Below are 25,247 nucleotides of genomic sequence, written 5' to 3' on the forward strand. Positions count from 1 at the left end.
GGGTGAGGATGATGTCCCATTCCTCGAAGAAGGCGCCGAAACTCCGGGCCGTGGTGTTGAACGCCGCCTGCATCGCCGTCCGCTCCGCGTAGCTCGCATGGCGTCCGGCTTCCCAGATCCGGATGTTCATCGGCTCGATCAGGTCCTCGGGCGGCCGCTCGAGGCCCTTCAGGGCCAGCAGCCCGTTGATGGTCTGGGCGAAGTTGGTGATGTAGCAGGTGGTCTGGGCCGCGAAGGCGGCCCGGATGTCGACCGCCGGCAGCGCCCACTCGACGTGGTGGCCGAGGCCTTCGAGGAAGCGGCCGATCCGCTCCAGCTCGGCGACGTGCCGGGGTACGGCGCGGTAATCGCCCCATTCGTGCGACAGCGCGATGCGCAGGCGCCCGGGATCGCGCTCGATCAGCGTGGCGTAGGGCTCGGGCGCGGCCCAGTAGGGCATGAACTCGCCCGGAGCGCCGCCGCGGCACTGGTCGACGAAGACCGCGGTGTCGCGCACGGTCCGCGACTGGCAGCCCTGGATCGACACCACGCTGGTCAGGTCCGAGCCGTAGGGCGCGATCGAGAACACGCCGCGGGAGGGCTTGAGCCCGAGATTGCCGTTGACGCCTGCCGGGATGCGGATCGAGCCGCCGCCGTCGGTGGCGTGCGCCATCGGCACCACGCCCGAGGCCACCGCGGCGGCGGATCCCGCCGAGGAGCCGCAGGTGGTGTAGTCGAGGTTCCAGGGATTGCGGGTGACGTAGACCGCCGGGTTCTCGGCCGAGCTGCACACGCCGAATTCCGGCGTGGTGGTGCGTCCGACGAGGTTGAGGCCGGCCTGCCGCATCTTGCCCGTCAGGTGGCTGTCGCTCGTCGCGCGGTTGCCGCGCATCAGGAGCGAGCCCATCTCCTGCAGCCGGCCCTTCAGGGTCGGCCCGAGGTCCTTCATCAGGAACGGCACGCCCGCGAAGGCGCCGTCGAGGTTGGTGCCGTCCGTCGCCGGGTCGGCGACGCAATCGTCGAACAGCTCGATCACGGCGCTCGTCGCCGGGTTGGTCAGCGCCACGCCGGCCGCCGCCTGGGCGGCCAGTTCCGCCGCCGTCACCTCGCCGGCGCGCACCCGCGCGGCGAGCCCGCAGGCGTCGTGCTGCGCCCATTCCTCCCAGGTCATGGCGAGGGTCATTGGTGTCGTCCCGTTGTTGTTGTCACTGGTATCGAAAAATCGGGCGCGTTCCTTCTCCCGCATGGGAGGGGGGTCAGGGGATCGAAGATCCCGCGTGAGGGTGGCCCGGTTTCCGCGACGAAACGGTACCGTCGAGCTGCCGGTACGACGCTCGGCGTCTCGCACGGAAGCCTGTCACCCTCGTGCGATCTTCGATCGCCCCGACCCCTCTCCCACACGGGAGAGGGGATCCCGCGCCGCATCGTTACTTGCCGGTGTCAGGCGGACGCCGCTTCCGGAAGATGCTCCCCCCGCCCGAACTCCCGCCCCGGCGCCGCCTCGATCAGCGCCCGGGTATAGGCAGCCGAGGGCCGGGCGAAGACCTCGGCGGTCGGGCCTTCCTCGACGATGCGGCCGCGCTGCATCACGATCAGCCGGTCGCAGATCTGGGCCGCCACCCGCAGGTCGTGGGTGATGAACAGGATCGCGAGGTCGAAGCGGCGCTGCACGTCGTCGAGGAGGGCGAGCACCTGGCGCTGCACCGAGACGTCGAGCGCCGAGACCGCCTCGTCGGCGATCAGGATCTCGGGCTCCATGGCCAGCGCCCGGGCGAGCGCGATGCGCTGGCGCTGGCCGCCGGAGAACTGGTGCGGGTAGCGGGCGAGCGCCGACGGGTCGAGCCCGACGAGGCCCATCAGCTCCCGGGCCTTCGCGGTCGCGGCCTCCGGGCTAGTGCCGAAATTCATTGGCCCCTCGATGATCGAGGCCCCGACCGTGCGGCGCGGGTTGAGCGAGCGGAACGGATCCTGGAAGACCACCTGGATCTTCCGGCGCATCGGCCGCAGCCGGCGCTCGGGCAGGCGGGCGATGTCCCGGTCGCCGACCATGATCTGGCCCCGGCTCGGGGCGATCAGCCGGGCGATGCAGCGCGCGACCGTCGACTTGCCCGAGCCCGACTCGCCGACGATGCCGACCGTCTCGCCGCGGCGGATGCGCAACGCCACGTCGGCGGCGGCGTGGACGACCCGCTCCGTCTTGAACAGGCCGCCGCTGCGATAGGTCTTCTCGAGGCTCGCGGTCTCCAGCGCCAGGGCGCCGGTGACCGGCGGGCGCCGGGCGGGCGTCATCGTCGGCACCGCGCCGATCAGCATCTTGGTGTAGGGGTGCTGGGGCCGCTCCAGCACCTGGGCGGCCGGCCCCTGCTCGACGACGCGGCCGCGCTGCATCACCACCACCCGGTCGGCGATCTCCGCCACCACGCCGAAATCGTGGGTGATGAACAGGACGCCGGTGCCGCGGCGCTCCTGCATCTCGCGGATCAGCTTGAGGATCTGGGCCTGTGTGGTGACGTCGAGCGCCGTCGTGGGCTCGTCGGCGATGAGCAGCGCCGGGTCGAGGATGAGGGCGGCGGCTATCATCACCCGCTGGCGCTGGCCGCCGGAGAGCTGGTGCGGGTAGGAGGCGTGCATCCGCTCGGGGTCGGGCAGGTGCATGGCGTCCAGCATCGCCAGCACCTTGGCCCGGCGCTCCTTCGCGCCGAGGTCGGTGTGGATGCGCAGGACCTCCTCGATCTGGTCGCCGACGGTGAGCACCGGGTTCAGCGCCGTCATCGGCTCCTGGAAGATCATCGCCATGCGGTCGCCGCGCAGGGCCCGCAGGCGCTGGGGGCTCGCCGTCAGCACGTCCTCACCGTTGAGCCGGATCGCGCCGGCGACGGGCTTCAGCACCTTGGCGAGGAGCCCCATCACCGAGAAGGCGGTGACCGACTTGCCGGACCCGGATTCGCCGACGACGCAGACGATCTCGCCGCGGGCCACCGTGAACGAGACCCCGTCGACGGCGCGCGACCGGTCGCCGCCGCCCGGCAGCGCGATGGCGAGGTTCTCGATCTCGAGAACGGGGGAGGGCGCAGCGCTCATCGGCCGGTCATCTTCGGATCGAGGGTGTCGCGCAGGCCGTCGCCCAGCATGTTCACGGCCAGCACCGTGAGACCGAGGACGATGCCCGGATACAGGATGTTGTGGGGGTAGACCCGGAACAGGTTGCGGCCCTCCGCCATGATGTTGCCCCAGCTCGGCGTCTCCGGCGGGATGCCGATGCCCAGGAAGGAGAGCACCGCCTCGACCAGGATCGCCGAGGCGGCGATGAAGGTGCCCTGCACGATCAGGGGCGCGACGGTGTTGGGCAGGATGTGGCGCGCCATCAGCAGCGGCAGGCGGGTTCCGGCCATGATCGCGGCCTCGACGTAGGGTTCCTCGCGCACCGAGAGCACGATCGAGCGCACCAGCCGCACCACCCGGGGGATCTCCGGCACTACGATCGCGGCGATGACCGCCGGGAGGCCGGCCCGGAAGAGCGACACCACCGCGATGGCGAGCAGGATGCCGGGGATCGCCATCAGCCCGTCCATCAGCCGCATGATCGGCCCGTCGAGGGGGCGGATGTAGCCGGCGACGAGCCCGAGCAGCAGGCCGACGGCGAGCGACAGGGCCGCCACCGAGACGGCGATGGCGAGGGAGACCCGGGCGCCGTAGAGCACCCGGCTGTAGACGTCGCGCCCCAGGCTGTCGGTGCCCATCCGGTGACGGAAGGTCGAGGTCGAGCCGTCCTCGGCCCGGATCGTGCGCTCGAAGCCCGGCGGGCGGTTGCGGGTCGCCGGGTTGATCGCGCCCGGGTCGAGGGTGCCGAGGAGCGGCGCGAAGGCGCCGATCAGCGCCATCAGGAGGAGGAAGCCGGCGCCGATCGCGACGACCGGGTTGCGCATCAGGCGCGCGGCGAGGGTGCGGCCGGGCGGCAGGGGTGCGGCCGCGACGGGCGCCAGGAGGGTCGGCTCGGCACTCACGGGCTCGGCACTCAATGGCGGATCCTCGGGTCGAACAGGCTGTAGGTGAGGTCGATCAGGAGATTGATGAGGACGTAGACGCCCGAGAACATCAGGATCAGCGCCTGGATCGTCGGATAGTCCCGGGCCAGCACCGCATCGACCGTGAGGCGGCCGAGGCCGGGAATGGCGAAGACGCTCTCGGTCACCACCACGCCGCCGATGAGGAGCGCGATGCCGATGCCGACCACCGTCACGATCGGCACCGCGGCGTTCTTGAGCGCGTGGCGAAAGAGGATCTTGCGCTCGACCTGGCCCTTGGCACGGGCGGTGCGGATGTAGTCCTCGTTCAGGACCTCCAGCACGCTCGCCCGGGTCATGCGGGCGATGAGCGCGATGTAGACCACCGACAGGGTCACGGCCGGCAGGACCAGCCGGTGCAGGTAGCCGCCGAGGCCCGCGGAGAGCGGCTGGTAGCCCTGGACCGGAAACCAGCCGAGCGTGATCGAGAAGACGTAGATCAGGAGGTAGCCGATCACGAAGACCGGCACCGAGAACCCGAGCACCGACATGCCCATCACGATCCGGTCGAGCCAGGAGCCGTGCCGGTAGGCGGCCACGACCCCGAGCGGGATCGCGACGCAGACCGCGATAAGCATCGTGGCGGCGGCGAGCGACAGGGTCGGCTCGATCCGCCCGAGGATCAGCTCGCCGATGCTCTTCTTGAAGAAGAACGACTCGCCGAGGTTGCCGTGGAGGAGGTTGCCGATCCAGATCGCGAACTGCGCCGGCAGCGACTGGTCGAGGCCGAGCTTCTGGCGCACCTGCGCGATCTGCTCGCTCGAGGCGTTGTCCCCGGCGATCACCGCCGCCGGGTCGCCGGGGGTGAGCCGCAGCATCAGGAACACCAGCACCGCGACGATCGCCAGGACCGGAATGGCGGCGAGCAACCGCCGCAGGATGTAGCCGGCCATCGCCCTACTTCTTCTTCTCGACGTTCCAGAACACCGGCACGGCGGCGGTCAGGATGCCGGTGACGTTCTTGCGCGCGGCGATCGGGATGTAGAACTGGCCGAGCGGGACGTAGGGTACCACCTCGCGCCAGCGGGCCTGCACGGCCTCGGCGATCGCCTTCTGCTTGCCCGGATCGACCTCGCGGGCGAAGTCGTCGCGGAGCTTCTCCATCTCGGAATCGCAGGGCCAGCCGAACGGGGCCTTGTCGCAGCTCATGTTCACGAAGCTCGACATCACCGGGTTCAGGATGTCGGCCGAGACCCAGGAGGTGTTCATCAGGTTCCAGCCGCCCTTGTCGGCCGGATCCTTGCGCACCCGGCGCGACACCACGGTCTGCCAGTCCGAGGACTGCATATCGACCTTGAAGCCGCCCTTCTCGAGGAGCTGCTTGGCCACCGGCCCGAGATTGGTCAGGGTCTGCAGGTCGGTCGAGTGCAGGAGGACGATCGGCGTGCCGTCGTAGCCCGCCTCCTTGAGGAGCTGCTTCGACTTGGCGAAGTTCGACTCCAGCAGCCCGTCCATCCCCTTCTCGGTGGCGAGGGCTGAGCCGCAGACGAACAGCGCCTTGCAGGCCTTGTAGTAGTCGGCATCGCCCACCGCCGCCTGGAGGAAGTCGGTCTGGTTGAGGGCGTAGGTCAGCGCCTGGCGCACCTTCGGGTTGTCGAAGGGCTTGATCAGGTGGTTCGGCCGCATCGAATATTGCAGGCCGAGCGGGTTGTAGTCGATGAGGGCGACGTTGGAATCGCCCTTGATCAGCGGGATCAGGTCGTAGGCCGGCTGCTCGATCACGTCGATCTCGCCGGCGAGCAGCGCGTTGACCGCCTGCTGCTGGTCGGAGATCGCCAGCCACTCGACCCGGTCGAGCTTGACCACCTTGCCGCCGGCGAGCCCGGAGGCCGGCTCGGGCCGCGGCTTGTAGTCCTTGAACTTGGTGTAGACGATTTTGTCGCCGGGCTTCCACTCGTCGGTCTTCATCACGAACGGGCCGGAGCCGGTGAAGTCCGAGATCTGCTGGTTCGGGTCGGTCTCGGCGACCCGCTTGGGCATCATGAAGGGCACGTTCGAGGACGGCTTGGCGAGGCCGAACAGCAGCAGCCCGGTCGGCGACTTCAGCTTGACGGTGAAGCGGTTGGCGTCGTCGGCGCTCATGCCCTCAACGAAGGTCATCAGCTTCTGGCCGAGCGAATCGCGGGCGCTCCAGCGCTTGATCGAGGCGACGCAGTCCTCCGCGGTCACCGGCTTGCCGTCGTGCCACTTCAGCCCGTCGCGCAAGGTGAACGTGTAGGTGAGGTTGTCGGGCGAGACCGTGTAGGTGTCGACCATCTGCGGCTTGACCTCGCCCTTCGCGTCGAGGGCGAACAGCGTGTCGTAGATCATGTAGCCGTGGTTGCGGACGATGTAGGCGGTGGTCCAGATCGGGTCGACGATCTTGACGTCCGAATGCATCACCGCCTTGAGCGTCTGCGCCGGCGCGCCGACGGGCGCGAGCAGGGCGGCACTTGCCGCGACCAGGCCGAGAACGGACCGACGAAACGCCATCAAGTTGTCTCCTTCGCAATCGAGCCGCCGGTGCGGCGGTGAAACCAGCGCGTCGGACCGCGTCCGTCGCGGCGCCGACCATGCAATCGACAGACCAGTTCGCGTGCGACCTGCGACGCTGATCGACGGCGCCGCAAATCTGTGCGCTCGACAAGTCTAGGAAAGCGGCGTCGAGACCACCGAAATAGTCACGCGACCTTGCCGCTGCGGATCGGGGCAGGATGCGGGAGCCCGTGCGGGCTGACTACGACGAAAGCGTGCGACCGGTGCGCCGTTTTTCGTTGCACGCCTGCCGCAGGGTGACGAACCGCGGTGCAGTCAGGCGCGCAGGCGCTTGAGGGCGGTCTCGAGGTCGCGGCGCAGGCGCTCGGCGGCGAAGCTCGGCTGGCGGTCGGCCGGGACACAGAGGTCGAGGGAGGTCTCGACCGGCATCGCCTCGGGGAAGGGGACCGCCGCCATGGTGCCGGCGGCGAGTTCCTCGGCGACCGCCGCGCGGGGCAGTACCGCCAGGGCCCCGGCCTGCGCCACCAGGGTGCGCTGCAGGTCGAGGGAGGAGGCCTCGAAGGTCGGGACGATCCGGCATCCGGCCTCGGTCGCGACCCGGTCGAAGAAGGTGCGGGCGCCGAAATCCGGACCCGGCAGGACCCAGCGGTAGCCCGCGAGTGCCGGGAGCGCCGCGCCGCCGGTCCGGGTCACCGGATGGTCGGGCGGCGCGACGATGAATTGCGGCAGCCAGATGCGCTGCACCACCGTGACCGCGTCGGAGGGCGGGGCGAAGAAGGTGAGGGCGAGGTCGCAGGAGGCGTCCTCGATCGCCCGCATCGCGTCCTTGGCGGTGCCGGTGCGCAACCGGGCGCGGACATGGGGGTGGCGGCTCGCGAAACCGGCGAGCACCGGCACCAGAATCGCCGAGGCGATGCCCTCGGCGGCGTGGACGCCGACGACGCCGCCGCGCAGGCCCTTCAGGTCGTCGATCAGGCGCACGACGTGGTCGAGCTCGTTGATCGTGCGGTCGAGCTTGGCGGCGAGCAGCTCCCCGGCGGCGGTGAGCCGGATGCCGAGCGGACCACGCTCGAGCAGCGGCGCGTCCATATAATATTCGAGCTGCGAGATGTGCCGCGCCAGCACGTTGGGATGGATGTCGAGCTGGCTGGCGGCGTCGCGCAGCGAGCTGCACCGGGTGACGACGGCGAAGTAGTGGAGAGCCACGATCTTCGCCATGCCGATGTCACCGTGCTGCTTTCGCCGTGCCGCCCCGATCCGGCGCGGCGCGCGCGGGATTCCGGCCCGCGCGGGCGCGCGGCGGCTGGGCGGTGCCAAGAAAGGCCATTGCTGTCAATAGGCTACAAGTTTGCCGAGGCGGGACGAATCGGGATTCCGACCTTGCTGCAGTGCGGCACCGGTTCTGCGGCATTGCAGGGGCGGTCGGTCCCGCGCCGGGATCCGCCGCGATTCCAATCGCTTGTGAAGCCGCTAAGACGCCCGTCCACCGCATCCGGCCTCGGGCCCGCGAGATATGGTTCGAGATAATAACCCAGATGCATTGCCGCTTGTTCCCGATCTATAGATCGACTCTACGGAAGACATCGGAATGACTCGATGCTAGGGTGGCTTCGGTGAGGAAATGTAATAAGTTATTTATAAGGTGACTTGATGAGAGAAATCTATGATCGAGCCGCCGGCTCGGCCATTCTCTCTCGGGCCAGACATTTCCCATCATGCGAACACGCTCCGACGTGCGGCCCGCCGGCCGCGTGAACGTGAGACGCCGATTGGAGACGCTGAACATGGGCAAGTTTGTGAACTCCGTTTCCGTGGCAGCCCTGATGGCGCTGGCGCCGCTCGCGCTGCCGCATGCCGCGCTCGCCAACGACAAGCTCGTCGACTTGTCGAAGAGCGACGACAACTGGGTGATGCCGGGCAAGAACTACGACTCGGACAACTACAGCGGCCTGACCCAGATCAACGACAAGAACGTCAAGAACCTGAAGGTGTCCTGGCAGTTCTCGACCGGTCTGCTTAACGGCCACGAAGGTGCGCCGCTGGTCGTGGACAACAAGATGTACGTCCACACCTCGTTCCCGAACAACACCTTCGCGCTCGGCCTCGACGATCCGGGCAAGATCCTGTGGCAGGACAAGCCGAAGCAGAACCCGGCCGCGCGCTCGGTGGCCTGCTGCGATCTCGTCAACCGCGGCCTCGCCTACTGGCCGGGCGACGGCAAGACCCCGGCCCTGATCCTCAAGACCCTGCTCGACGGCCACGTCGCGGCGCTCAACGCCGAGACCGGCGAGACGGTGTGGAAGATCGAGAATTCCGACATCAAGGTCGGCTCGACGCTGACCATCGCCCCCTACGTGGTGAAGGACAAGGTGATCATCGGCTCGTCGGGCGCCGAGCTCGGCGTGCGCGGCTACCTCACCGCCTACGACGTCAAGACCGGCGAGCAGAAGTGGCGCGCCTACGCGACCGGCCCGGATTCCGACCTGCTGCTCGCCAAGGACTTCAACATCCAGAATGCCCATTACGGCCAGAAGGGCCTCGGCACCTCGACCTGGGAGGGCGATTCCTGGAAGATCGGCGGCGGCACCAACTGGGGCTGGTACGCCTACGATCCCGGCACCAACCTGATCTACTTCGGCACCGGCAACCCGGCGCCGTGGAACGAGACGATGCGGCCGGGCGACAACAAGTGGACGATGACGATCTTCGGCCGCGACGCCGACACGGGTGAGGCGAAGTTCGGCTACCAGAAGACGCCGCACGACGAGTGGGACTATGCCGGCGTCAACGTGATGATGCTGTCGACCCAGAAGGACCTCGCCGGCAAGGAGCGCAAGCTCCTGACCCACCCGGACCGCAACGGCATCGTCTACACGCTCGACCGGACCAACGGCGATCTCGTCTCGGCGCACAAGATCGACGACACCGTCAACGTCTTCAAGACCGTCGACTTGAAGTCCGGCCTGCCGGTGCGCGACCCCGAATACGGCACCCGGATGGACCACCTCGCCAAGGACATCTGTCCCTCGGCGATGGGCTACCACAACCAGGGCCACGATTCGTACGATCCGAACCGCAAGCTCTTCTTCATGGGCATCAACCACATCTGCATGGATTGGGAGCCCTTCATGCTGCCCTACCGGGCCGGCCAGTTCTTCGTCGGCGCGACGCTGAACATGTATCCGGGCCCGAAGGGCGACCGCCAGAACGCCGAGGGGCTGGGCCAGATCAAGGCCTACGACGCCATCACGGGCAAGTTCAAATGGGAGAAGATGGAGCGCTTCGCGGTCTGGGGCGGCACCATGGCGACGGCCGGCAACCTGGTCTTCTACGGAACCCTCGACGGTTACATCAAGGCGCGCAACTCCGACACGGGTGAACTGCTCTGGAAGTCGAAGCTGCCGTCCGGCGCGATCGGCTACCCGATCACCTACACCCACAAGGGCACGCAATACGTCGCGATCTACTACGGTGTCGGCGGCTGGCCGGGCGTCGGCCTGGTCTTCGACCTGCAGGACCCGACCGCCGGCCTCGGTGCCGTCGGCGCCTTCAAGAAGCTCGCCAACTACACCCAGATGGGCGGCGGCGTGACGGTGTTCTCCCTCGACGGCAAGGGCCCGTACGACGACCCGAACGTCGGCGAGTACTCGGCGAACTGATCCGCCGATCCAGCGCTCCTCCCCGCCCGCGGGGAGGAGCGACCCGCTGCCTCATCTCGTGACGACGGATCCGATCATGTTGAGATCGTTCGGACGATTCCGCCTGCGCCTGGCGGGCCTGACGGCGCTCGCCGCCGCCCTCGCCGCCCCGGCCTTCGCCCAGGCCCAACCCGCGACCACCCCGCCCGCCCGGATCCAGCAACCGGGCCCCGGCCAGGCCGAGGCCGCCGCGCAGGACCGCCCCAACGAGGGCGTGCTGCGGGTCTGCGCCTCCGCCGCCCAGCCGCCGCTGTCGCTCAAGGACGGCAGCGGGCTCGAGAACCGCATCGCCGGCGCGGTCGCCGAGGCGATGGGGCGCAAGGTCCAGTTCGTCTGGTCCGACAAGCCGGCGATCTACCTGGTGCGCGACTTCCTCGACAAGAAGCTCTGCGACGTCGTCGCCGGGCTCGATACCGGCGACCCGCGGGTGCTGACGACGAAGCCCTATTACCGCAGCGGCTACGTCTTCGTGACCCGGGCCCAGGACGGGCTCGACCTGACCTCGTGGTCCGATCCGCGCCTCAAGCAGGTCGGCCACGTCGCGGTGCCGTTCGGCTCGCCGAGCGAGGTGATGCTGAAGAACATCGGCCGCTACGAGGAGGACATGGCCTACCTCTACTCGCTGGTGAACTTCCGCTCGCCGCGCAACCAGTACACCCAGATCGATCCGGCCCGCCTCGTCGGCGAGGTCGCGAGCGGCAAGGCCGACGTCGCGGTGCCCTTCGGTCCCGACGTCGCCCGCTTCGTCAAGGCCTCGAGCGTGCCGCTGCGCATGACGCTCGTCGCCGACGACGCCGCCCGCGGCGACGGCCAGAAGGTCGCGATGCGGTTCGACCAGTCGATGGGCGTGCGCCGCGACGACGCGGCGCTGCTCGCCGCCCTCGACCAGGCCCTCGTCAAGGCCCGACCGGCGATCGACGCGATCCTGAAGGACGAGGGCGTGCCGACGGTGCCGACCGGGTCCTGATCCCCCGCTTCATCCCTCGTCCTGCGGGCCGCCGGAGGCTGCCCCTTTCCTCAACAGAGCGTCACTTCATGATCCAGCGTAGGACCGCCCTCGGCGCCAGCTTCGGGCTCGTCATCGTCATCGCCGGCCTCGGCGCCCTGCCGCGGCCCACCACGGCCCAGAGCAGCGCCGTCGACCTGCGCAACGTCGTCACCGGCGAGAAGCTCGATTTCAGCGACGTGCTGCCGGAGGGCAAGGACACGCCGGGGGTGAAGCAGTTCCTCGCCACCGGCCACAATCCCTACATCACCGATGCGAGCTGCCTGAAGAAGGGCGAGCAGACCTTCCTGGCCGCCTGCTCGGGCTGCCACGGCCATATCGGCGAGGGCAAGATCGGCCCCGGCCTCGCCGACAATTACTGGACCTACCCCCAGAACACGACCGATGCCGGCCTGTTCTCGACGGTGTTCGGCGGTGCCAACGGCCAGATGGGCCCGCACAACGAGAGCCTGACCCTCGACGACATGCTCCAGGTCACCGCCTGGGTCCGCCATCTCTACAGCGGCCCGGTGGCCGATGCCGAGTGGCTGAACGACGAGCAGAAGAAGGCCTACAAGCCCTACAAGCTCGGCGAGACCTTCCCCGACAACCCGCCCGGGATGTGCGCCAAGACCGGCAAGTCCTGACGGCGACCGATCCCGGGTCGCCTCACGACCCGGGCCGACGGGGCCGGAGCCGGTCTTCGCTCCGTCTCCCGACCCGCACACCCCCAACGATAACCCGACAGGAGGAACACCATGCGCCTGACCCTCGCCGTCATCGCCCTCGTCGCCGGCTCGGCCCTGCCGGCCCTCGCCTATGACGGCACCAAGTGCAAGGCCCCCGGCAATTGCTGGGAGCCCAAGCCCGGCTTCCCCGAGAAGGTCGCGGGGACGAAGTACGATCCCAAGCACGATCCCAAGGAGCTGAACAAGCAGGCCGATTCCATCAAGGCGATGGAGGAGCGCAACAAGAAGCGCGTCGAGGCCTTCAAGAAGACCGGAAAGTTCGAATACGACGTCAACAAGATCGCGGCCCAGTAGGTCCCGAAAGCATTTTCCGACGACGTCGATGCCGGTTCGCCGCGGACAATGCGGCGAGATCGAAGATCCGGGCATCGTCCGATCGCGGCTGCGATCGGACGATGCCCTCGGCGCGGCGCTGTTCGCGCCGCCCCCCCGCTTCCTCTGCGACCGATTCCGGAGTCCGCGATCCGCATGAACCAGATCAGGCCGGCCGACGCGGCCCTGACCGACTGGCGCCAGGCCGCCCTGCGCTTCGAGGCGGAGATCGCCAAGGCGGTGGTCGGCCAGGAGCGGGCCATCCGCCTCGTCACCATCGCGATCTTTGCCCGCGGGCACGTCCTGCTGGAGGGCGATGTCGGCGTCGGCAAGACCACCCTGCTGCGGGCGGTGGCAAGAGCGCTCGGCGGCGCCTACGAGCGGGTCGAGGGCACCGTCGACATGATGCCCGCGGACCTGATCTATCACACCTACCTTGCCGAGGACGGCCGCCCGCGGATCGAGCCCGGCCCGGTGCTGCGCCGGTCGCAGGACCTCTCGGTGTTCTTCTTCAACGAGATCAACCGGGCGCGGCCGCAGGTCCATTCCCTTCTCCTGCGCCTGATGGCCGAGCGCAGCGTCCAGGCCTTCGACCGCGAGTACCGGTTCCCCCATCTCCAGGTCTTCGCCGACCGCAACCGGGTCGAGCGCGAGGAGACCTTCGAGCTGCCGGCGGCGGCCCGCGACCGGTTCCTGATGGAGATCGGCATGGAGGCGCCGACCGATCCGGACCTGCGCCGGCGCCTCGCCTTCGACCCGCGATTCCACGATACCGACAGCCTGGTGGCCGAGGTCGCCCCGGACGTGATCGACCAGGGGGCGGTCTCCGGCATCGCGGCGGCGCTCCAGCACGGCATCCACGCGAGCCCGGCCCTGGAGGAGTACGTCGTCCGGCTGTGGTCGGCGGTGCGCGAGCCGGCCAAGTCCGGCATCGTCCTGCCGGATGTCGCCATGGACTCCCTCGTCCAGGGCGGTGCCAGCCCGCGCGGCATCGCCTTCCTGATCCGCGCCGCCCGGGTCCGGGCCTGGCTCGAGGGCCGCGACGTGCTGCTGCCCGAGGATCTGCGCGCGGTGTTCCACGAGACGATGGCGCACCGGATCTTCCTCGAGCCGGTCTACGAGATGCGCCGGGAGCGGATCCTGCCCGAGTTCTGCCGCGCGGTGCTCGCCACGGTGCCGGCCCCGTGAGCCCCGACATCGTCTACCGCCTGCGCGGGCCCGCCGCCGGGCCGGGGCCGGGCGCGCACCGCGCCCGCGACACCGGCGGGCTCGGCACCTTCCGCGACCAGGTGCCATTCTGGCGCCACCCGGATGCGCGCCGCATCGACCTGCGGGCGACCCTTCGCGACCCGTTCGAGGGCACGGTGGTGCGTCGCTTCGAGCAGAGCCGCGCCCTGGAGGTCTGGACGCTGGTCGACGTCTCGGCCTCGATGCGGTTCCGCGGCGAGGGCGAGGCCTGGGCGCTGGTGACCGAGCTGTGCACCGCGCTCGCCCGCTCCGCCACCCGGATCGGCGACGCCTTCGGGCTGGTGGCCTGCGGCGCGCGGGCCGAGACCCTCGTCCCGGCCTCCCGCCGCCGCGGCACCGTCGAGGCGGTGGCCGATGCCCTCGCCGCCGTGGTGCCGGGCGGGGCGAGCGCCGCCGGGCTGGCGCAGGCCGCCGCCGGGCTCTCCGGGCGGCGCAAGCTCGTGGTGGCGATCTCGGATTTCCGCGTGCCCGCACCCGTGCTGGCAGGCCTGTTCGAGGCGCTGCAGGGCCACGACGTGGTGCCGGTGGCGATCGAGGACGGCGCCCTCGACGCGGGCCTGCCGGCCTTCGGGCTGATCGAGCTCGAGGACCTGGAGGGCGGCGGGCGTCGCCGGGTGCTGATGCGCCCGTCCTTGCGTGCGCGCTGGCTCGCCCGCGAGGCGGAGCGCCGCGAGGCCTTGCGCCGTCTCGCCCTGCGGCACGGCCGGCCGCCCTACCGCCTCGCCGGCCGCTTCGACGGCGACGACTTTTCCCGCCACCTCCTCGGGACCGCCGCATGAGGGCTCGTGCGATGAGGGCGCGTGCGACCATGCCGCCGGATCGGATGCCATCGCCGGCACGGATCGCCAGGGCCGGTATCCTGGCCGCCTCGGTGCTGTTGCTCACGGCCCTACCCGCCGCCGCCCAGATCGGCGCCGTGACGGTGCGCAGCCCGCGGCCGTTCGGGCTGTTTCTCGGCGACCGCTTCGACGCCACGGTCGAGATCGAGGCCGCGGACGGGTTCGCCCCCCAGGCGGCCTCGCTGCCGAAGCCCGGGCCGCTGACCTACTGGCTCGATCTCGGATCGGTCGCGGTGGCGCCCGGGCCGCTGCGGGACGGTAACCGGCTGTGGCGGCTCTCGCTCACCTACCAGACCTTCTACGCCGCCCTCGACGTGCGCCGCCTCGATATCCCGGCCTTCACCGTGACCTTCGCCAGCGAGGCCGCGCGCTCGACGACGAGCGCGGCCGCGGAGGTTCCGAGCTGGCCGATCCTGGTCTCGCCCCTGCGCGAGGTCCAGCCGCCGCCCGTTGCCGATCCCACCGAGTACATGCGGCCCGAGAGCCCGGTGCCGCGGCGCGATCCCGGGCCGGCCCGCGCCCTCGCCTGGGCCTTCGCGGCGCTCGGCCTCGCCGGCCTCGCGCTCCTCGCCCGCGACCGGGCCTGGTGGCCGCTCCATCGCCGTCCGGCCCGGGCCTTCGCGGCGGCCGCCCGGCAGGTGCGCCGCCTCTCCGCCCGGTCCGGCGACGAGTCCGCCTATCGCGACGCGCTCCTGGCGCTCCATCGCGGCCTCGACCGCACCGACGGGCGGCGGGTGATGGGCGAGGATCTGCCCGCCTTCCTCGCCCGGCATCCGGCCTACGGTGCGCTGGCGCAGCCGCTCGACCGGTTCTTCGCCGCCTCCCGCGCCGCCTTCTTCGGCCGCGATCCCGCGGCGGCGCGACGCCACTGGCCGTTCCCGGACCTCGTCGCCACCGCGCGCCGGCTCGCCGCCGCGGAGCGGGCGGGGGCGCCGGGCAGGGCGGAGGCCGCATCGTGACCCTGCTCGCCCGATTCGGCGTGACGGCGCCGGGCTGGCTCTGGCTGTTGCCGCTCGCCCTGCTGCCGCTCGTCGCCACGGCGCAGCGGCGCGTGCCGGTGCCCTCGCTCGCCCTGGTGCCGGCGGACGGGCTGTCGCGTCTCGTCGACGCGGTGCTGACCCTCGCCGGGATGGCGGCGATCGGCTTCCTCGTCCTGGCGCTCGCCGGGCCGCGGCTCGCCGGCGAGAGCGTCGCGCGGACCGGGGAGGGGGCGCAGGTCTCGCTGCTGATCGATCGCAGCGGCAGCATGAACGAGACGTTTGCCGGCCGTCAGCCCTCGGGAGCCGAGGAATCGAAGGCCGCCGCGTCCCGGCGGATCCTCGAGGCCTTCGTCGGGCGGCGCGCCCACGACCTCGTCGCGGTCTCGGCCTTCTCGACCTCGCCGATGGCGGTGCTGCCGATGACCGACCGGCACGAGGCGGTGCGGGCGGCGATCCGGGCGATCGACCGGCCCGGCCTGGAGGCGACCAACGTCGCCCGCGGCCTCGGCCTGGCGCTGTCGCAGTTCGGGCCGGGCGCGCCGCAGGCCTCCCGCGTGCTGCTCCTCGTCTCGGACGGCGCCGCGGTCATCGACCGGCGGGTGCAGCCGCTCCTGCGCGAGGAATTCACGAAGATCCACCCGACCCTGTACTGGCTGTTCCTGCGCACCGCCGGCTCCCCGGGCCTCGCCGACAGGCCGGCGGGGGAAGACTCGCCGCAGGCCGCGCCCGAGCGCCACCTCGACCTGTTCTTCAAGAGCCTCGGCGTGCCCTACCGCGCCTTCGAGGCCGAGAACGCGCAGGCCGTGGACGAGGCGATCCGCGAGATCGACCGGCTCGAGCGCAAGCCGATCGCCTTCGTCGAGCGGCGCCCGCAGCGCGACCTCTCGGGGCTCGCCTACGGCCTCGCCGCCCTGGCGCTCGGGCTCCTCGTCGCCGGCAAGCTCGCCGAGACCGACCTCGCCGGCCGGCGCCCCGCCTCCCGCGAGGCCGCGCCCGGCTCGGCCCAGACCACCCGGCGCGCCGCATGAGGACCAGGATCAAGCCCGTCGCGGCTCACTCCATCGCTGCCCTCTGGCGCCGGGCCCGGGGGCCCGTCCGCTCGGGCCTCCTCGTCGCGCTGCCGCTCGCCGCCGCCGCCGGGGCGATCGTCTGCGCGGGCCTCGCCTGGCGCGATGCGCGCGCCAACCGGGCCATCGCGGCGCTCGAGGCCGGCACCGACCGGGCGGTGGGCGCCGAGGCGCCGCCCGAGCTGCTCCTCGCCCGCATCCGCTTCCTCGCCGCCCGGGAGCGGTTCGAGGAGGCCGAGCCGCTTCTCGCCGCCCTCGACCGCACCGGCTCGGCGGACCTGCGCGGACGCGCCCAGGTCTCGCTCGCCAATGCGCGGCTGCGGCAGGCCTTCGCCAAGCTGGAGGCGGGACAGCTCGACCCCGCCGCCCCCCTGGTCGGCCTCGCCCGCCAGGCCTATCGCCGGGCGCTCACCCTGCGGCCTGAGGCCTGGGACGCCAGGTTCAACCTCGACGTCGCCTCGCGCCTGGTGCGCGACCTCCCCGAGCGGGGCCGCGAGCGGGGCGAGGAGATGCCGGCCGACCCGAAGAAAATCTGGACCGACATCCCGGGCCAGCCGCGGGGGCTGCCGTGACCGTCCCGAAGCCTCTGCCGGGTGCCGTCGCGCGCCTCCTCGGCGAGCCCCGCGGACGGCTGCTCGCCTGCGCCCTCGGCCTCACCCTCCTCACCGCGGTGGCGCCGCGCCTGCCGGTGACGGGCCGGCGGGTCGAGGCGGTGGTGGTGGTCGACATCACCGGCAGCATGAACACCCGCGACGAAACCCTCGGGGGCAGGCCGGCGAGCCGGCTCGACAAGGCCAAGGCTGCCTTGCGGGCGCTCGCCGCGGACCTGCCCTGCGGCTCGCGGCTCGGCCTCGGGCTGTTCGCCGAGCGCCGCACCTTCCTGCTGTTCGAGCCGATCGACACCTGCGCCGACTTCGCCGCCCTCGACGGGGCGATCGCCGGCCTCGACTGGCGCATGGGCTGGGAGGGCGACAGCCGGATCGCCGCCGGCCTGTTTCGCGCCGTCGCCCTCGCGGGCGAGCTCGGCAGCGATCTCGTCTTCGTCACCGACGGCCACGAGGCGCCGCCCCTGCCGGCCCGGGGCGGGCCCGCCTTCGAGGGCAAGCCCGGCGCGGTGCGCGGGCTGATCGTCGGGGCGGGCGGCCACGTCCCGTCGCCCATCCCCCGCTACGACGACCGCGGCCGGGAGATCGGGTTCTACGGGCCCGAGGACGTGCCGCACGAGAACCGCTTCGGCCCGCCGCCCCCGGGCGCCGAGACGCGCGAGGGCTACAACCCGCGCAACGCCCCCTTCGGCGGCGTCGCGACGCCCGGCACCGAGCATCTCTCGACCGTGCGCGAGACCTACCTGCGCGGCCTCGCCGCCGAGACCGGCCTCTCCTACGCGCCCCTCGACGACCCGGCGGGGCTGGCCGCGGCGCTCACCGCGGCGGCGACGCCCCGGCCGCGGCCGGTCCTGCTCGACCCGCGTCCGGTGCTCGGCGCCGGGGCGCTCGCCCTCCTGTCCGTCCTGTTCGGCTTCCTGCCGTGGCGCGCGCGCCTGGCCGGGGCCGTCTCCCGCCTTCGTCACGGAGCGTGATCATGCGTCGTTTCCCAATTCGCCCCCCCCGCCGCGCCGCCCTCGTCGTGCTGACGATCGGCGCCGGCCTGTCCGCGGCGCTGGCCCACGGGCCGACCCCGCAGAAGATCGAGGCCGACGTCGCCATCGCGGCGCCGCCCGACGCGGTCTGGGCCATCGCCGGCAAGTTCGGGGCCGAGGCCGACTGGAACCCGCTCGTCGCGAGCGGCAGGAGCACCGGCGACGGCACGAAGAACGGCGACACCCGGACCCTGACGCTGAAGAACGGCGGGACCCTGCACGAGAGCCTGGACGAGTACGACGCCGCTCAGCGCAGCTACTCCTACCGCCTCGACGATCCCGACCTGAAGGCCCTGCCGGTGTCGTCCTACTCCGCCACCCTCACGGTGACGCCGGACGGGACGGGCAGCAAGGTGGCGTGGTTCGGCCGGTTCTACCGCGGCGACACCGGTAACGAGCCGCCGGACGAGCTGAGCGACGCGGCCGGCCGGGCGGCGATGAAGGCGTATCTCGAGACCGGCCTCGCCGGCCTGAAGGCGAAGGTGGAGAGCAGGCGGTGAGGCGGGCCCGCCTCCTCGCCGTCCTGGCCTTCGCCCATCTGGCCTGCGCACACGGCGCCCTGGCGGGCGAGATCTACGTCGCCGGCCAGGAGGCCGGTGTGGTGTCGCGGGTCGATCCCGCGACGAACCGGGTCGTCGCCACGATCCCGGTCGGGCCCGGGCCCGCCGGGCTCGCGACCGGGCCGGGGGGACGGGTCTACGTCACCCACCCGGACCACCGGGCGATCACGGTGATCGACGGGCCCGCGGGCCGCGTCGTCGCCCGCCTCGACCACCCGGGCTCGCCCTTCGGCATCGCGGCGGCGCCGGACGGGTCGGCGCTCTATGTCGGCGACTGGCGCCGGGGCGAGGTGGTGCGGCGCGACCCCCGCACCGGCGCGGCCACGGGGCCGGCAGTGCCGGTCGCCGATCCCGCCGGCCTCGTCCTCGACCGGTCGGGTGGACGGCTCTACGTCGCCGACCGCGAGCACCGGCGGGTCGTCGCGATCGATACCGCCGCCATGCGGATCGCCGGCACGGTGCCGGCGGGCGAGGGGCCCTTCGCCCTGGCGCTGAGCCCGGACGGCGCGCGGCTCTACGTCGCCAACGTGCGCAGCGGCGACCTCACGGTGATCGCGACCGGCACGCTGACGGCGCTCGCCACCGTGCCGGTCGGGGCGATGCCCTACGGCGTCGCCGCGACGGCCGACGGCCGCCTCGTGGTGGTGAGCCGCCAGCATGCCGGCGCCGTCGCGGTGATCGCGGCGGACGGCCTCTCGACCCTCGGCGATGTTCCGGTCGGGCGCTACCCGGAGGGCGTGCTGGCGCTGGAGGACGGCCGCGTCGCCGTCGCCAACTGGTTCTCGGGCGACCTGTCCTTCGTCGATCCGCAGGCGCGCCGGGAGCTCGCGCGGCTGCCCCTGGCCGACGGTCCCCGCGGCCTCGCGGCCTCGCTCCGGTGAGGTGGGCCGTGGCGATCCTTCCGCGTGCGGCGCTCCCGATCCTCCTCGTGCTCGCCGGCTGCGGCGACGAGCCGGCCCGCGAGGAGGCTTCCCCGGTCGTCGCCCGCCGCGACACGGCCGCCCGCTCCGACTGGCTCGGCGCCGACGACCGCACCGATCCGGCGCTGTGGCTCGCCGCCCGTGCCGCGGGCCATCCCGTGCCGGGCGCCGACGCCACGGTGGCTACCCTCCGGGCGGCCCTGATCCGGGCCCGCCCGCACTTCGTCGAGGACGAGCGGATGATCGCCAACCGCACGGCGCAGGTCGCCCGCATGGTCACGGGCGTGCCGGACCCGGAGACCCTGGTCTCGGGCCTCACCGCGGTCGTGGCCCCGACCGGTCGCCGGCAACTCTACGGCGCCCTGTGCCAGCAATACGTCAACCTGCGCACCGCCGGCGCCGAGCACCGCACCGCCCTCGACCGGCTTCGCGAGAGCTACGGGGCCCAGGACGGGCCCGATCCCGGCGAGCGGAGCACCGCCGGCGCCGAAGACGCTCACCTCGAAAACTCTCGCCCCGAAGACCCTCGCCCCGAAGACCCTCGCTCCCCGTCGCCCCGATGACCCGCCCCTTTCCGGAGACAACCCCGATGCGCCGCGCCGCCATCCTCCTCGCCCTGACATCGAGCCCGGTCCTCGCCGCCGAGACGCCGAACGCCGTCAGCAACGATGCGGTCAAGCTCTCGGGCCTGGTCCGGTTCGTGGCCGAATCCTGCCCCGGCACGAAGCCGGACTACGCCCGGTTCCGGGAGGTCGTGCAGCGGCTCGGCACCGATCTCGCGGCCCTGTCGCACGGCGAGGCGCTGATCCGCTCGGCCACCTACACCCACGCCTACCAGAAGGACCCGGAGGCGAGCTGCCGCCAGGCGCAGGAGCGCTTCGGCCCGAACGGCACGGTGGTGCCCGGCCTGATCGGGCCGGGCTGACCCGGACCTACCGGGTCCGCGCCGCCGCCTCGCGCAGGGCGTCGAGGAGCGGGCCTTCGAGCAGCAGGGCCGAGCCGTAATGGAACTCGTCGTCGTAGGCGCGGCGCGAGTTCATCGACAGCGAGGCGCTGTGCATGGCGAGGAGGTTCCCGGCCGCATCGAACAGGCCGGAGCCCGAGCCGCCGTAGCCGTTGTTGCAATCGTGCCGGGCCATGCGGATCCCGTCCTCGCCGGGCCGGTCGATCCGCCGGATGGCGCAGGTCTCGAGGCTCGTCGCGCTGCCGAAATTCTCGTGGCCGGCCGGGGAGACCATCGTCACCGGCACCGTCCCGCCGCCGGTGGGCAGCCGGGCGGCGGCATCCGGCACCGGCTGCGCGGCCACCGCGGTGACCGGCTCGCGCAAGGAGAGGAGCGCCCAGTCGTCGGTGATGTGCAGGGCGCTCGCCCCGGGCGCAACGCCAAGGTGCAGGCTGTCCGGCTCGAAATCGTGGTTGCGGCCGGCGATCTGGAAGAAGCAATCGACCACCGCGCGGGTGACCTCGAGGCGCCGGCTGCGGAAGTTATGGGCGTTCAGCATCACCACCCGCGGCCCGGCGATCAGCCAGGCCGCCGCGGCCCGCTTGGGCACGCCGCCCGCGTCGCGGCAGAACAGGATGCCGGCCCCCGGGAAGCGGGCGAAGTCCGGCCCGGCCATCGCCCGGCGCCCGTCCTGCGGATAGAGCGCGGCGAGCCGGCCGTCCCCCGCCGCGACAGGTCCCGACAGGAGCGCGGCACCGATCAGGGCCGCCAGGATCTGCCGTCTCGGAAAGGGCATCGGGCCGTGATCCTCGCGGGTCTTCTTGACGGACCCGCAAGGATTACAGATCGGTGACGCCCCTGCGTCAAGCGGCGAGGCGGCCGTGCGACAGGCGGGCGCGCCGCTGCGGCACGGCGGCACCCGGCTGGTGCGGTCAGCGCACCGCCGGTCCTTCCGCGTCGCTGGTGCGGCCGGGGACCGACGGGGCCAGGGTCTCCTGGCCGGCGAAGATGCCCGGATCCTTCGAGGTCACGTCGACCGAGACCGTCGCCACCACGGCGGCGCCGCACCAGTTGGAGCGGAACGTGCCGTTCAGGATGCTGCGCGGATCGGCGGTGATCAGCCCGCACTCGCTCTTCGTCATGCTGGTGTTGTGGTAGCGCAGGTCGATGGTGAAGTTCTTCACCGTGTAGGCGATGCCGACGTTACCGTACGTGTAGTCGGGAAGCTTGAATACGCCGAACGAGGCCTTCGTCGTGCCGAGGAAGTACTGTCCGACCTCGGCCGAGACGAGGAAGCCGCTCGGCATCACCCCGAAGGTGCCCTCCGGGATGGTGTATTTGGCGATGCCGGAGACGTAGGTGCCCGGCGCGTGGGTGCCGAAGTAGCTCGGCGAGTGGTAGACGTTGAGGCCGAGCGTCAGGGCGTCGTTCACCGCGTAGGCGGCCTTGCCGACGAACTCGTAGTAATCGGCGTTGTTGGCGGTGTAGATCATGCCGTCCGGCCCGATCAGGGCGCGCTCGCCGGGATAGTTGTAGAACAGGTAGCCGAGGTCGAACGACCAGGCGCCGAAGGTCGGCCGGATACCGGCGGAGAAGTCCATCTCCATCGTGGGCCGGTTCGGCAGGTCGACCTGCTCGCCGGCGATGCCGGCGTAGAACAGCCCGTCGAGCATCTGGAACTCAAGGTAGCCCTGGGCGCCCGGATGACGGTTGGTCTGCGAGATGCCGCGCGAGTTGTAATCCGACACGAAGCGGAAGCCGAAGGCCGCCGAGACCATCTGCGGGTCGACCGCCGGCAGCGTCGGCACCACGGTCGGGGCCTGCTTCGGCACCGGCGCGTCGGCCGCGCGGCTCACCGACGGGAAGGCCAGGGCGAGGGGAAGGGCCAGCAAGGCGAGGCGAGGCGACATCGGAATGTCCGGAAGCTGGAGGAAAACAGCACAGCGGTCGCCATGATCGAGGCGTAGATACTGGCGTGGTGTTTGGCTCCGCGGATCTTCGCCTTCGGCGAAGAACGCATCCTGAGCACTTCATTTGTTTCGCAGCAGCGGCATCCTGTCACGCGTTCAAACGGGATGAAAAGTGACGTACGGCAAGGCGATGCATTCGTGCAACACTCGCTGTCCGACGCCGTGCTGCCACCCATCGCGCCGCCCTGCGGCCCGGTACGACAAGGTTAAAAATCGATCTATGCTGCTGCGCGACGTTTATTACATGGGTTGAGATGGCGACGTAATAGAATATTACTGGAACGTCTCCTGCTCCAAAAGAGAGCGTCAACGAGATCGATCCTCCCGGAGTACTGTCGGCGCATCGGTTTCGAGGGGTGACGGTTCGCGTTCCGCGCGCGAACGCCCGGCCGAACGCCGGGCGCGCCTCATCCGGCCGGGCCGAAGACGGGGCCGACAACGCGCAACGCGCGATCCAGTTCCCATCCGGCATCCGCCCGGTCGAGGGAGCCGGCCCTCGCGTCCCGGCCCGGCCAATCGCCGTCGATGACGCAGAGATCCGCCTCGAGGGCGTCCGCCAGATGCCAGGCCCGTCCGGGATCGCCGGAGAAGAGACCGAACGATCGCGCCTCGCCGCCGTGCCCCCGCTCCCGCGCGAAGCGGGCGGCAAGCGCCCGCTCGTCGTCGAACGGGATCGGCGCCACGACGCACGCGAAGGCGTGGCCGCGCACGAGCCGCATCGCCTCCGTGCAGCGGTCGAGCACCAGGAATCCCGGCCAGGCAGAGCCCAGGGGGCGGCCGGCGATCAGCCTGGCGCCGGCCGCGAGGTCGGCCGCCAGCGCCGCGTCTAGGCCGGTCCCGAGCTCGCGCGACACCAGGGGGCCGATCTCGGTCGCCCCGTCGAGCGGATCGCCGGCGCGCATCGCGGCCGCCCCGGCCCGGAGGGCGTCGAGCAGGCCGGGCAGCGCCTGCGCGTGGACGTGGAGGCGGGCCTGGCTCGCGAAGGTGGAGCCGGTCCAGTTCCGGCCGCCGCCGAGGATCGCGGCCGCGACGCGGGCGGGGTCGGCGCCCGGCAGCACGATCGTCCCGGCCTTCGGCGCCCCGATCCCGGCGCCGAGATCGAGGTCGTCCGCCCCGCGCGACGGGTCCGGCTCGGCGAGGAGCCCGGGATGGCCGCGCAGGAGGCGCGCGCTCTCGGCGTCGCCGGCCAGGACGGTCAGCACGCCCTCGGGAAAGCCCGCGCCGACGAGGAGCGCGGCGAGGTGGGACAGCGTCCGCGTGGCGCGCGGATCGGCACAGGCGACGAGGGCGTTACCGCGGGCGAGCGCGTCGGCCCGCGCGCAAAGGCCGGGGACGGGCGCGCTCCAATGCAGTACGGTGCCGACGACCCCCGCGGGCGCGCGTCGCAGGCGGGCCACCCGGCCGTCGCCGAGATCCGTCCAGGTCGTGCCGCTTCCCTCGGCGAGGGCGGCGGCCGCGTCCAGCAGGCGCAGCGCCTCCGCGAGGTCGCGGCCGGCGGTGTGGCGCAGCGGACGGCCGGTCTCGCGGCTCTCCAGGCGGGCGAGGTCCGCGCCTTCCGCCCGCAGCCTTTCGGCACAGAGCCGCAGGACCCGTCCCCGCCCGGGCGCGCCGAGGGCCTTCCAGGCGGAAAGGCCGCGATGCGCGTCCTCGACCGCGCGGTCGATCTCGGTCGCGCGCGCCGGGGAGAAGCGCGCCATCTCCTCGCCCGTCGCCGGGCTGACGTGGCGGACGAGGGGCGTCGCGTCGGCGGGGCGGGAGACGCGGATCGCCGGCGCTTCCCCGGATCCCGGCCGGAGCGAGGTGCCCGCCAGCAGCCCGTCGACCAGCGCGTGAACCGTCCGGCGCGCCCGCGCGGCGTCGCCCTCGCTCCCGTCGCGGCCTGCCGCGACGTGGGAGCGCAGCCAGAGCCCGTCGATCATCGCCGAGATCATCGTCGCGTAGGTCGCCACGCACTCCTCCGGCACCAGGCCGCGCAGGGCGTGGCTCAGGTTGGTGACCATCCGGCGCTGGTAGACGTGCTGCACCCGCTGGAAGCGCGTCGAATGGGTGATCTGGCCCCAGAAGGCGAGCCAGACGGCGCTGGTGCGCCGGTCGAACTCCTCGTCGGCGAGCGCCGCGTCGCCGACGGCGAAGAGTCGGTCGCGCCGGGTCGTGGCCTCCGCCAGCCGCGCCGCGGTCGCGCGGGCGAGGCGGGCGGCCATGAAGCGCAGGGTCGCTTCGAGCAGCCCGTCCTTGTCGCCGAAGTAATGCGCGAAGAGGCCCGTCGAGACGTTGGCCCGCCGGGCGATCTCGCTCAGCGAGGCGGCCTTGAAGCCGACCTCCGCCAGGGTCTCGATCGTCGCCTCGATCAGGTGCCGACGCCGGGCCGCCTCGAAGCTCTGCAGGGTCTCTTGGCGAGTCTCTCGCCGTGACTCTTGCCGATTCATCCGCCCCTCGCCCCGTGGGTGGCCGCTCCGCCGACGACGGATTGAATGATCATTCAAAATCTTACAGACGGCAAGGCCGCCCGCGGTAGGAGGGAAAGCCTATGCACCCCGAGGACTTCGCTCGACATGCTGCGACGCACAACAAAACTCCTGAAAGCCACGCGATGATGCAGGGAATGATGAAAAATTTTGCGTGACTTTGGGCAAAGCGGTGTATTGAATGATCGTTCAACGGGACTGGCCGGCGGGAAGCCCGGCTGGGGTGTGGTCGGAGGTGTCATGCGAAATATCGGTTCTTCGTCATTCGGGGTTGATAGGGGCTCACAGTAGCCCCGCCTCCAAATCGGCCTCCAGGGTTGATAGCGGCATCCCGTAGTACCGCCAGGGGCCGTA

23 protein-coding genes are annotated in these 25,247 nt (G+C 71.5%); 14 read left to right on the plus strand and 9 right to left on the minus strand.

Annotated features, from left to right (window positions below; translation table 11 throughout):
* The 6 genes from HPY23_RS12725 to HPY23_RS12750 all read right to left on the minus strand — a co-directional run.
* A partial coding sequence (locus HPY23_RS12725; protein WP_200649619.1) for an amidase occupies nt 1-1,162 on the minus strand: 1,162 nt, incomplete at its 3' end.
* A 257-nt stretch (nt 1,163-1,419) separates the two neighbouring features.
* Nucleotides 1,420-3,060: an ABC transporter ATP-binding protein gene (locus HPY23_RS12730; RefSeq protein ID WP_091887434.1), complete on the minus strand. Its 1,641-nt coding sequence runs from the start codon at nt 3,058-3,060 to the stop codon at nt 1,420-1,422.
* The gene (locus tag HPY23_RS12735; protein ID WP_236013034.1) at nt 3,057-3,998 is read right to left on the minus strand and encodes an ABC transporter permease; all 942 of its coding nucleotides are present in this window, start codon (nt 3,996-3,998) and stop codon (nt 3,057-3,059) included. The genes HPY23_RS12730 and HPY23_RS12735 overlap by 4 nt, the downstream gene beginning before the upstream one ends.
* Nucleotides 3,995-4,936: an ABC transporter permease gene (locus tag HPY23_RS12740; RefSeq protein ID WP_091887432.1), complete on the minus strand. Its 942-nt coding sequence runs from the start codon at nt 4,934-4,936 to the stop codon at nt 3,995-3,997. The genes HPY23_RS12735 and HPY23_RS12740 overlap by 4 nt, the downstream gene beginning before the upstream one ends.
* A gap of 4 nt (nt 4,937-4,940) precedes the next feature.
* Nucleotides 4,941-6,515, minus strand: coding sequence for an ABC transporter substrate-binding protein (locus HPY23_RS12745; protein ID WP_091887430.1), 1,575 nt, complete (start codon nt 6,513-6,515; stop codon nt 4,941-4,943).
* Nucleotides 6,516-6,833: 318 nt separating this feature from the next.
* Nucleotides 6,834-7,736 (minus strand): LysR substrate-binding domain-containing protein, encoded by a 903-nt coding sequence (locus tag HPY23_RS12750; RefSeq protein ID WP_091887429.1) that lies wholly within the window; start codon nt 7,734-7,736, stop codon nt 6,834-6,836.
* 566 nt (nt 7,737-8,302) lie between these two features.
* On the opposite strand from HPY23_RS12750, the gene HPY23_RS12755 reads away from it, so the two are divergent.
* From HPY23_RS12755 to HPY23_RS12820, 14 genes are all read left to right on the plus strand, one after another.
* The gene (locus tag HPY23_RS12755) at nt 8,303-10,177 is read left to right on the plus strand and encodes a methanol/ethanol family PQQ-dependent dehydrogenase (protein ID WP_091887427.1); all 1,875 of its coding nucleotides are present in this window, start codon (nt 8,303-8,305) and stop codon (nt 10,175-10,177) included.
* 76 nt (nt 10,178-10,253) lie between these two features.
* Nucleotides 10,254-11,183: a methanol oxidation system protein MoxJ gene (gene moxJ, locus HPY23_RS12760; RefSeq protein WP_091887487.1), complete on the plus strand. Its 930-nt coding sequence runs from the start codon at nt 10,254-10,256 to the stop codon at nt 11,181-11,183.
* A 68-nt stretch (nt 11,184-11,251) separates the two neighbouring features.
* The gene (gene moxG / locus HPY23_RS12765; protein WP_091887425.1) at nt 11,252-11,848 is read left to right on the plus strand and encodes a cytochrome c(L), periplasmic; all 597 of its coding nucleotides are present in this window, start codon (nt 11,252-11,254) and stop codon (nt 11,846-11,848) included.
* Nucleotides 11,849-11,959: 111 nt separating this feature from the next.
* Nucleotides 11,960-12,244, plus strand: a complete 285-nt coding sequence (locus HPY23_RS12770; RefSeq protein WP_060850103.1) for a methanol dehydrogenase [cytochrome c] subunit — start codon at nt 11,960-11,962, stop codon at nt 12,242-12,244.
* 174 nt (nt 12,245-12,418) lie between these two features.
* On the plus strand, nt 12,419-13,450 hold the full coding sequence (locus tag HPY23_RS12775) for an AAA family ATPase (RefSeq protein WP_091887424.1): 1,032 nt from the start codon (nt 12,419-12,421) through the stop codon (nt 13,448-13,450).
* Nucleotides 13,447-14,289: a DUF58 domain-containing protein gene (locus HPY23_RS12780; RefSeq protein ID WP_244537593.1), complete on the plus strand. Its 843-nt coding sequence runs from the start codon at nt 13,447-13,449 to the stop codon at nt 14,287-14,289. Before HPY23_RS12775 ends, HPY23_RS12780 begins: the two co-directional genes overlap by 4 nt.
* Nucleotides 14,290-14,333: 44 nt before the next feature.
* Nucleotides 14,334-15,308, plus strand: a complete 975-nt coding sequence (locus HPY23_RS12785; RefSeq protein WP_091887483.1) for a nonribosomal peptide synthetase MxaA — start codon at nt 14,334-14,336, stop codon at nt 15,306-15,308.
* On the plus strand, nt 15,302-16,357 hold the full coding sequence (locus HPY23_RS12790) for a vWA domain-containing protein (RefSeq protein ID WP_091887481.1): 1,056 nt from the start codon (nt 15,302-15,304) through the stop codon (nt 16,355-16,357). Before HPY23_RS12785 ends, HPY23_RS12790 begins: the two co-directional genes overlap by 7 nt.
* Entirely contained in the window at nt 16,354-16,968 is a 615-nt protein-coding gene (locus HPY23_RS12795; RefSeq protein ID WP_139234978.1) for an MxaK protein, read from the plus strand. Before HPY23_RS12790 ends, HPY23_RS12795 begins: the two co-directional genes overlap by 4 nt.
* Nucleotides 16,965-17,975 (plus strand): vWA domain-containing protein, encoded by a 1,011-nt coding sequence (locus HPY23_RS12800; protein ID WP_091887420.1) that lies wholly within the window; start codon nt 16,965-16,967, stop codon nt 17,973-17,975. The genes HPY23_RS12795 and HPY23_RS12800 overlap by 4 nt, the downstream gene beginning before the upstream one ends.
* A 2-nt stretch (nt 17,976-17,977) precedes the next feature.
* Complete coding sequence (locus tag HPY23_RS12805; RefSeq protein WP_091887418.1) at nt 17,978-18,535, plus strand: SRPBCC family protein; 558 nt, start codon at nt 17,978-17,980, stop codon at nt 18,533-18,535.
* A complete protein-coding gene (locus HPY23_RS12810; RefSeq protein WP_091887416.1) occupies nt 18,532-19,476 on the plus strand; it encodes a Vgb family protein in 945 nt (314 codons plus the stop codon). The genes HPY23_RS12805 and HPY23_RS12810 overlap by 4 nt, the downstream gene beginning before the upstream one ends.
* Nucleotides 19,477-19,484: 8 nt before the next feature.
* Nucleotides 19,485-20,078: a hypothetical protein gene (locus HPY23_RS12815; protein WP_175539979.1), complete on the plus strand. Its 594-nt coding sequence runs from the start codon at nt 19,485-19,487 to the stop codon at nt 20,076-20,078.
* 26 nt (nt 20,079-20,104) lie between these two features.
* Entirely contained in the window at nt 20,105-20,440 is a 336-nt protein-coding gene (locus HPY23_RS12820; protein WP_236013035.1) for a hypothetical protein, read from the plus strand.
* A 7-nt stretch (nt 20,441-20,447) separates the two neighbouring features.
* Here the strand turns inward: HPY23_RS12820 and HPY23_RS12825 are convergent, their stop codons facing one another.
* From HPY23_RS12825 to betI, 3 genes are all read right to left on the minus strand, one after another.
* On the minus strand, nt 20,448-21,254 hold the full coding sequence (locus HPY23_RS12825) for a trypsin-like peptidase domain-containing protein (RefSeq protein WP_091887414.1): 807 nt from the start codon (nt 21,252-21,254) through the stop codon (nt 20,448-20,450).
* Between the two features lie 136 nt (nt 21,255-21,390).
* Nucleotides 21,391-22,368 carry a TorF family putative porin gene (locus tag HPY23_RS12830; RefSeq protein ID WP_091887412.1) on the minus strand — a complete coding sequence of 326 codons (978 nt, stop codon included), beginning with the start codon at nt 22,366-22,368 and terminating at the stop codon, nt 21,391-21,393.
* Nucleotides 22,369-22,835: 467 nt separating this feature from the next.
* Nucleotides 22,836-24,854: a transcriptional regulator BetI gene (betI, locus tag HPY23_RS12835; protein ID WP_091887410.1), complete on the minus strand. Its 2,019-nt coding sequence runs from the start codon at nt 24,852-24,854 to the stop codon at nt 22,836-22,838.
* Nucleotides 24,855-25,247: the final 393 nt, after the last annotated feature.

It is taken from the genome of Methylobacterium ajmalii, assembly GCF_016613415.1.
In the GTDB taxonomy this organism is placed as follows: Bacteria; Pseudomonadota; Alphaproteobacteria; order Rhizobiales; family Beijerinckiaceae; genus Methylobacterium; species Methylobacterium ajmalii.

Bases quoted from the DNA above. Each gene is read 5' to 3' on its own strand.
- HPY23_RS12730 (WP_091887434.1), bottom strand. From the start codon at position 3,060: ATGAGCGCTGCGCCCTCCCCCGTTCTCGAGATCGAGAACCTCGCCATC.
- HPY23_RS12740 (WP_091887432.1), bottom strand. From the start codon at position 4,936: ATGGCCGGCTACATCCTGCGGCGGTTGCTCGCCGCCATTCCGGTCCTG.
- HPY23_RS12745 (WP_091887430.1), bottom strand. From the start codon at position 6,515: ATGGCGTTTCGTCGGTCCGTTCTCGGCCTGGTCGCGGCAAGTGCCGCC.
- HPY23_RS12750 (WP_091887429.1), bottom strand. From the start codon at position 7,736: ATGGCGAAGATCGTGGCTCTCCACTACTTCGCCGTCGTCACCCGGTGC.
- HPY23_RS12755 (WP_091887427.1), top strand. From the start codon at position 8,303: ATGGGCAAGTTTGTGAACTCCGTTTCCGTGGCAGCCCTGATGGCGCTG.
- moxJ (WP_091887487.1), top strand. From the start codon at position 10,254: ATGTTGAGATCGTTCGGACGATTCCGCCTGCGCCTGGCGGGCCTGACG.
- moxG (WP_091887425.1), top strand. From the start codon at position 11,252: ATGATCCAGCGTAGGACCGCCCTCGGCGCCAGCTTCGGGCTCGTCATC.
- HPY23_RS12770 (WP_060850103.1), top strand. From the start codon at position 11,960: ATGCGCCTGACCCTCGCCGTCATCGCCCTCGTCGCCGGCTCGGCCCTG.
- HPY23_RS12775 (WP_091887424.1), top strand. From the start codon at position 12,419: ATGAACCAGATCAGGCCGGCCGACGCGGCCCTGACCGACTGGCGCCAG.
- HPY23_RS12785 (WP_091887483.1), top strand. From the start codon at position 14,334: ATGCCATCGCCGGCACGGATCGCCAGGGCCGGTATCCTGGCCGCCTCG.
- HPY23_RS12795 (WP_139234978.1), top strand. From the start codon at position 16,354: ATGAGGACCAGGATCAAGCCCGTCGCGGCTCACTCCATCGCTGCCCTC.
- HPY23_RS12805 (WP_091887418.1), top strand. From the start codon at position 17,978: ATGCGTCGTTTCCCAATTCGCCCCCCCCGCCGCGCCGCCCTCGTCGTG.
- HPY23_RS12820 (WP_236013035.1), top strand. From the start codon at position 20,105: ATGCGCCGCGCCGCCATCCTCCTCGCCCTGACATCGAGCCCGGTCCTC.
- HPY23_RS12825 (WP_091887414.1), bottom strand. From the start codon at position 21,254: ATGCCCTTTCCGAGACGGCAGATCCTGGCGGCCCTGATCGGTGCCGCG.
- HPY23_RS12830 (WP_091887412.1), bottom strand. From the start codon at position 22,368: ATGTCGCCTCGCCTCGCCTTGCTGGCCCTTCCCCTCGCCCTGGCCTTC.
- betI (WP_091887410.1), bottom strand. From the start codon at position 24,854: ATGAATCGGCAAGAGTCACGGCGAGAGACTCGCCAAGAGACCCTGCAG.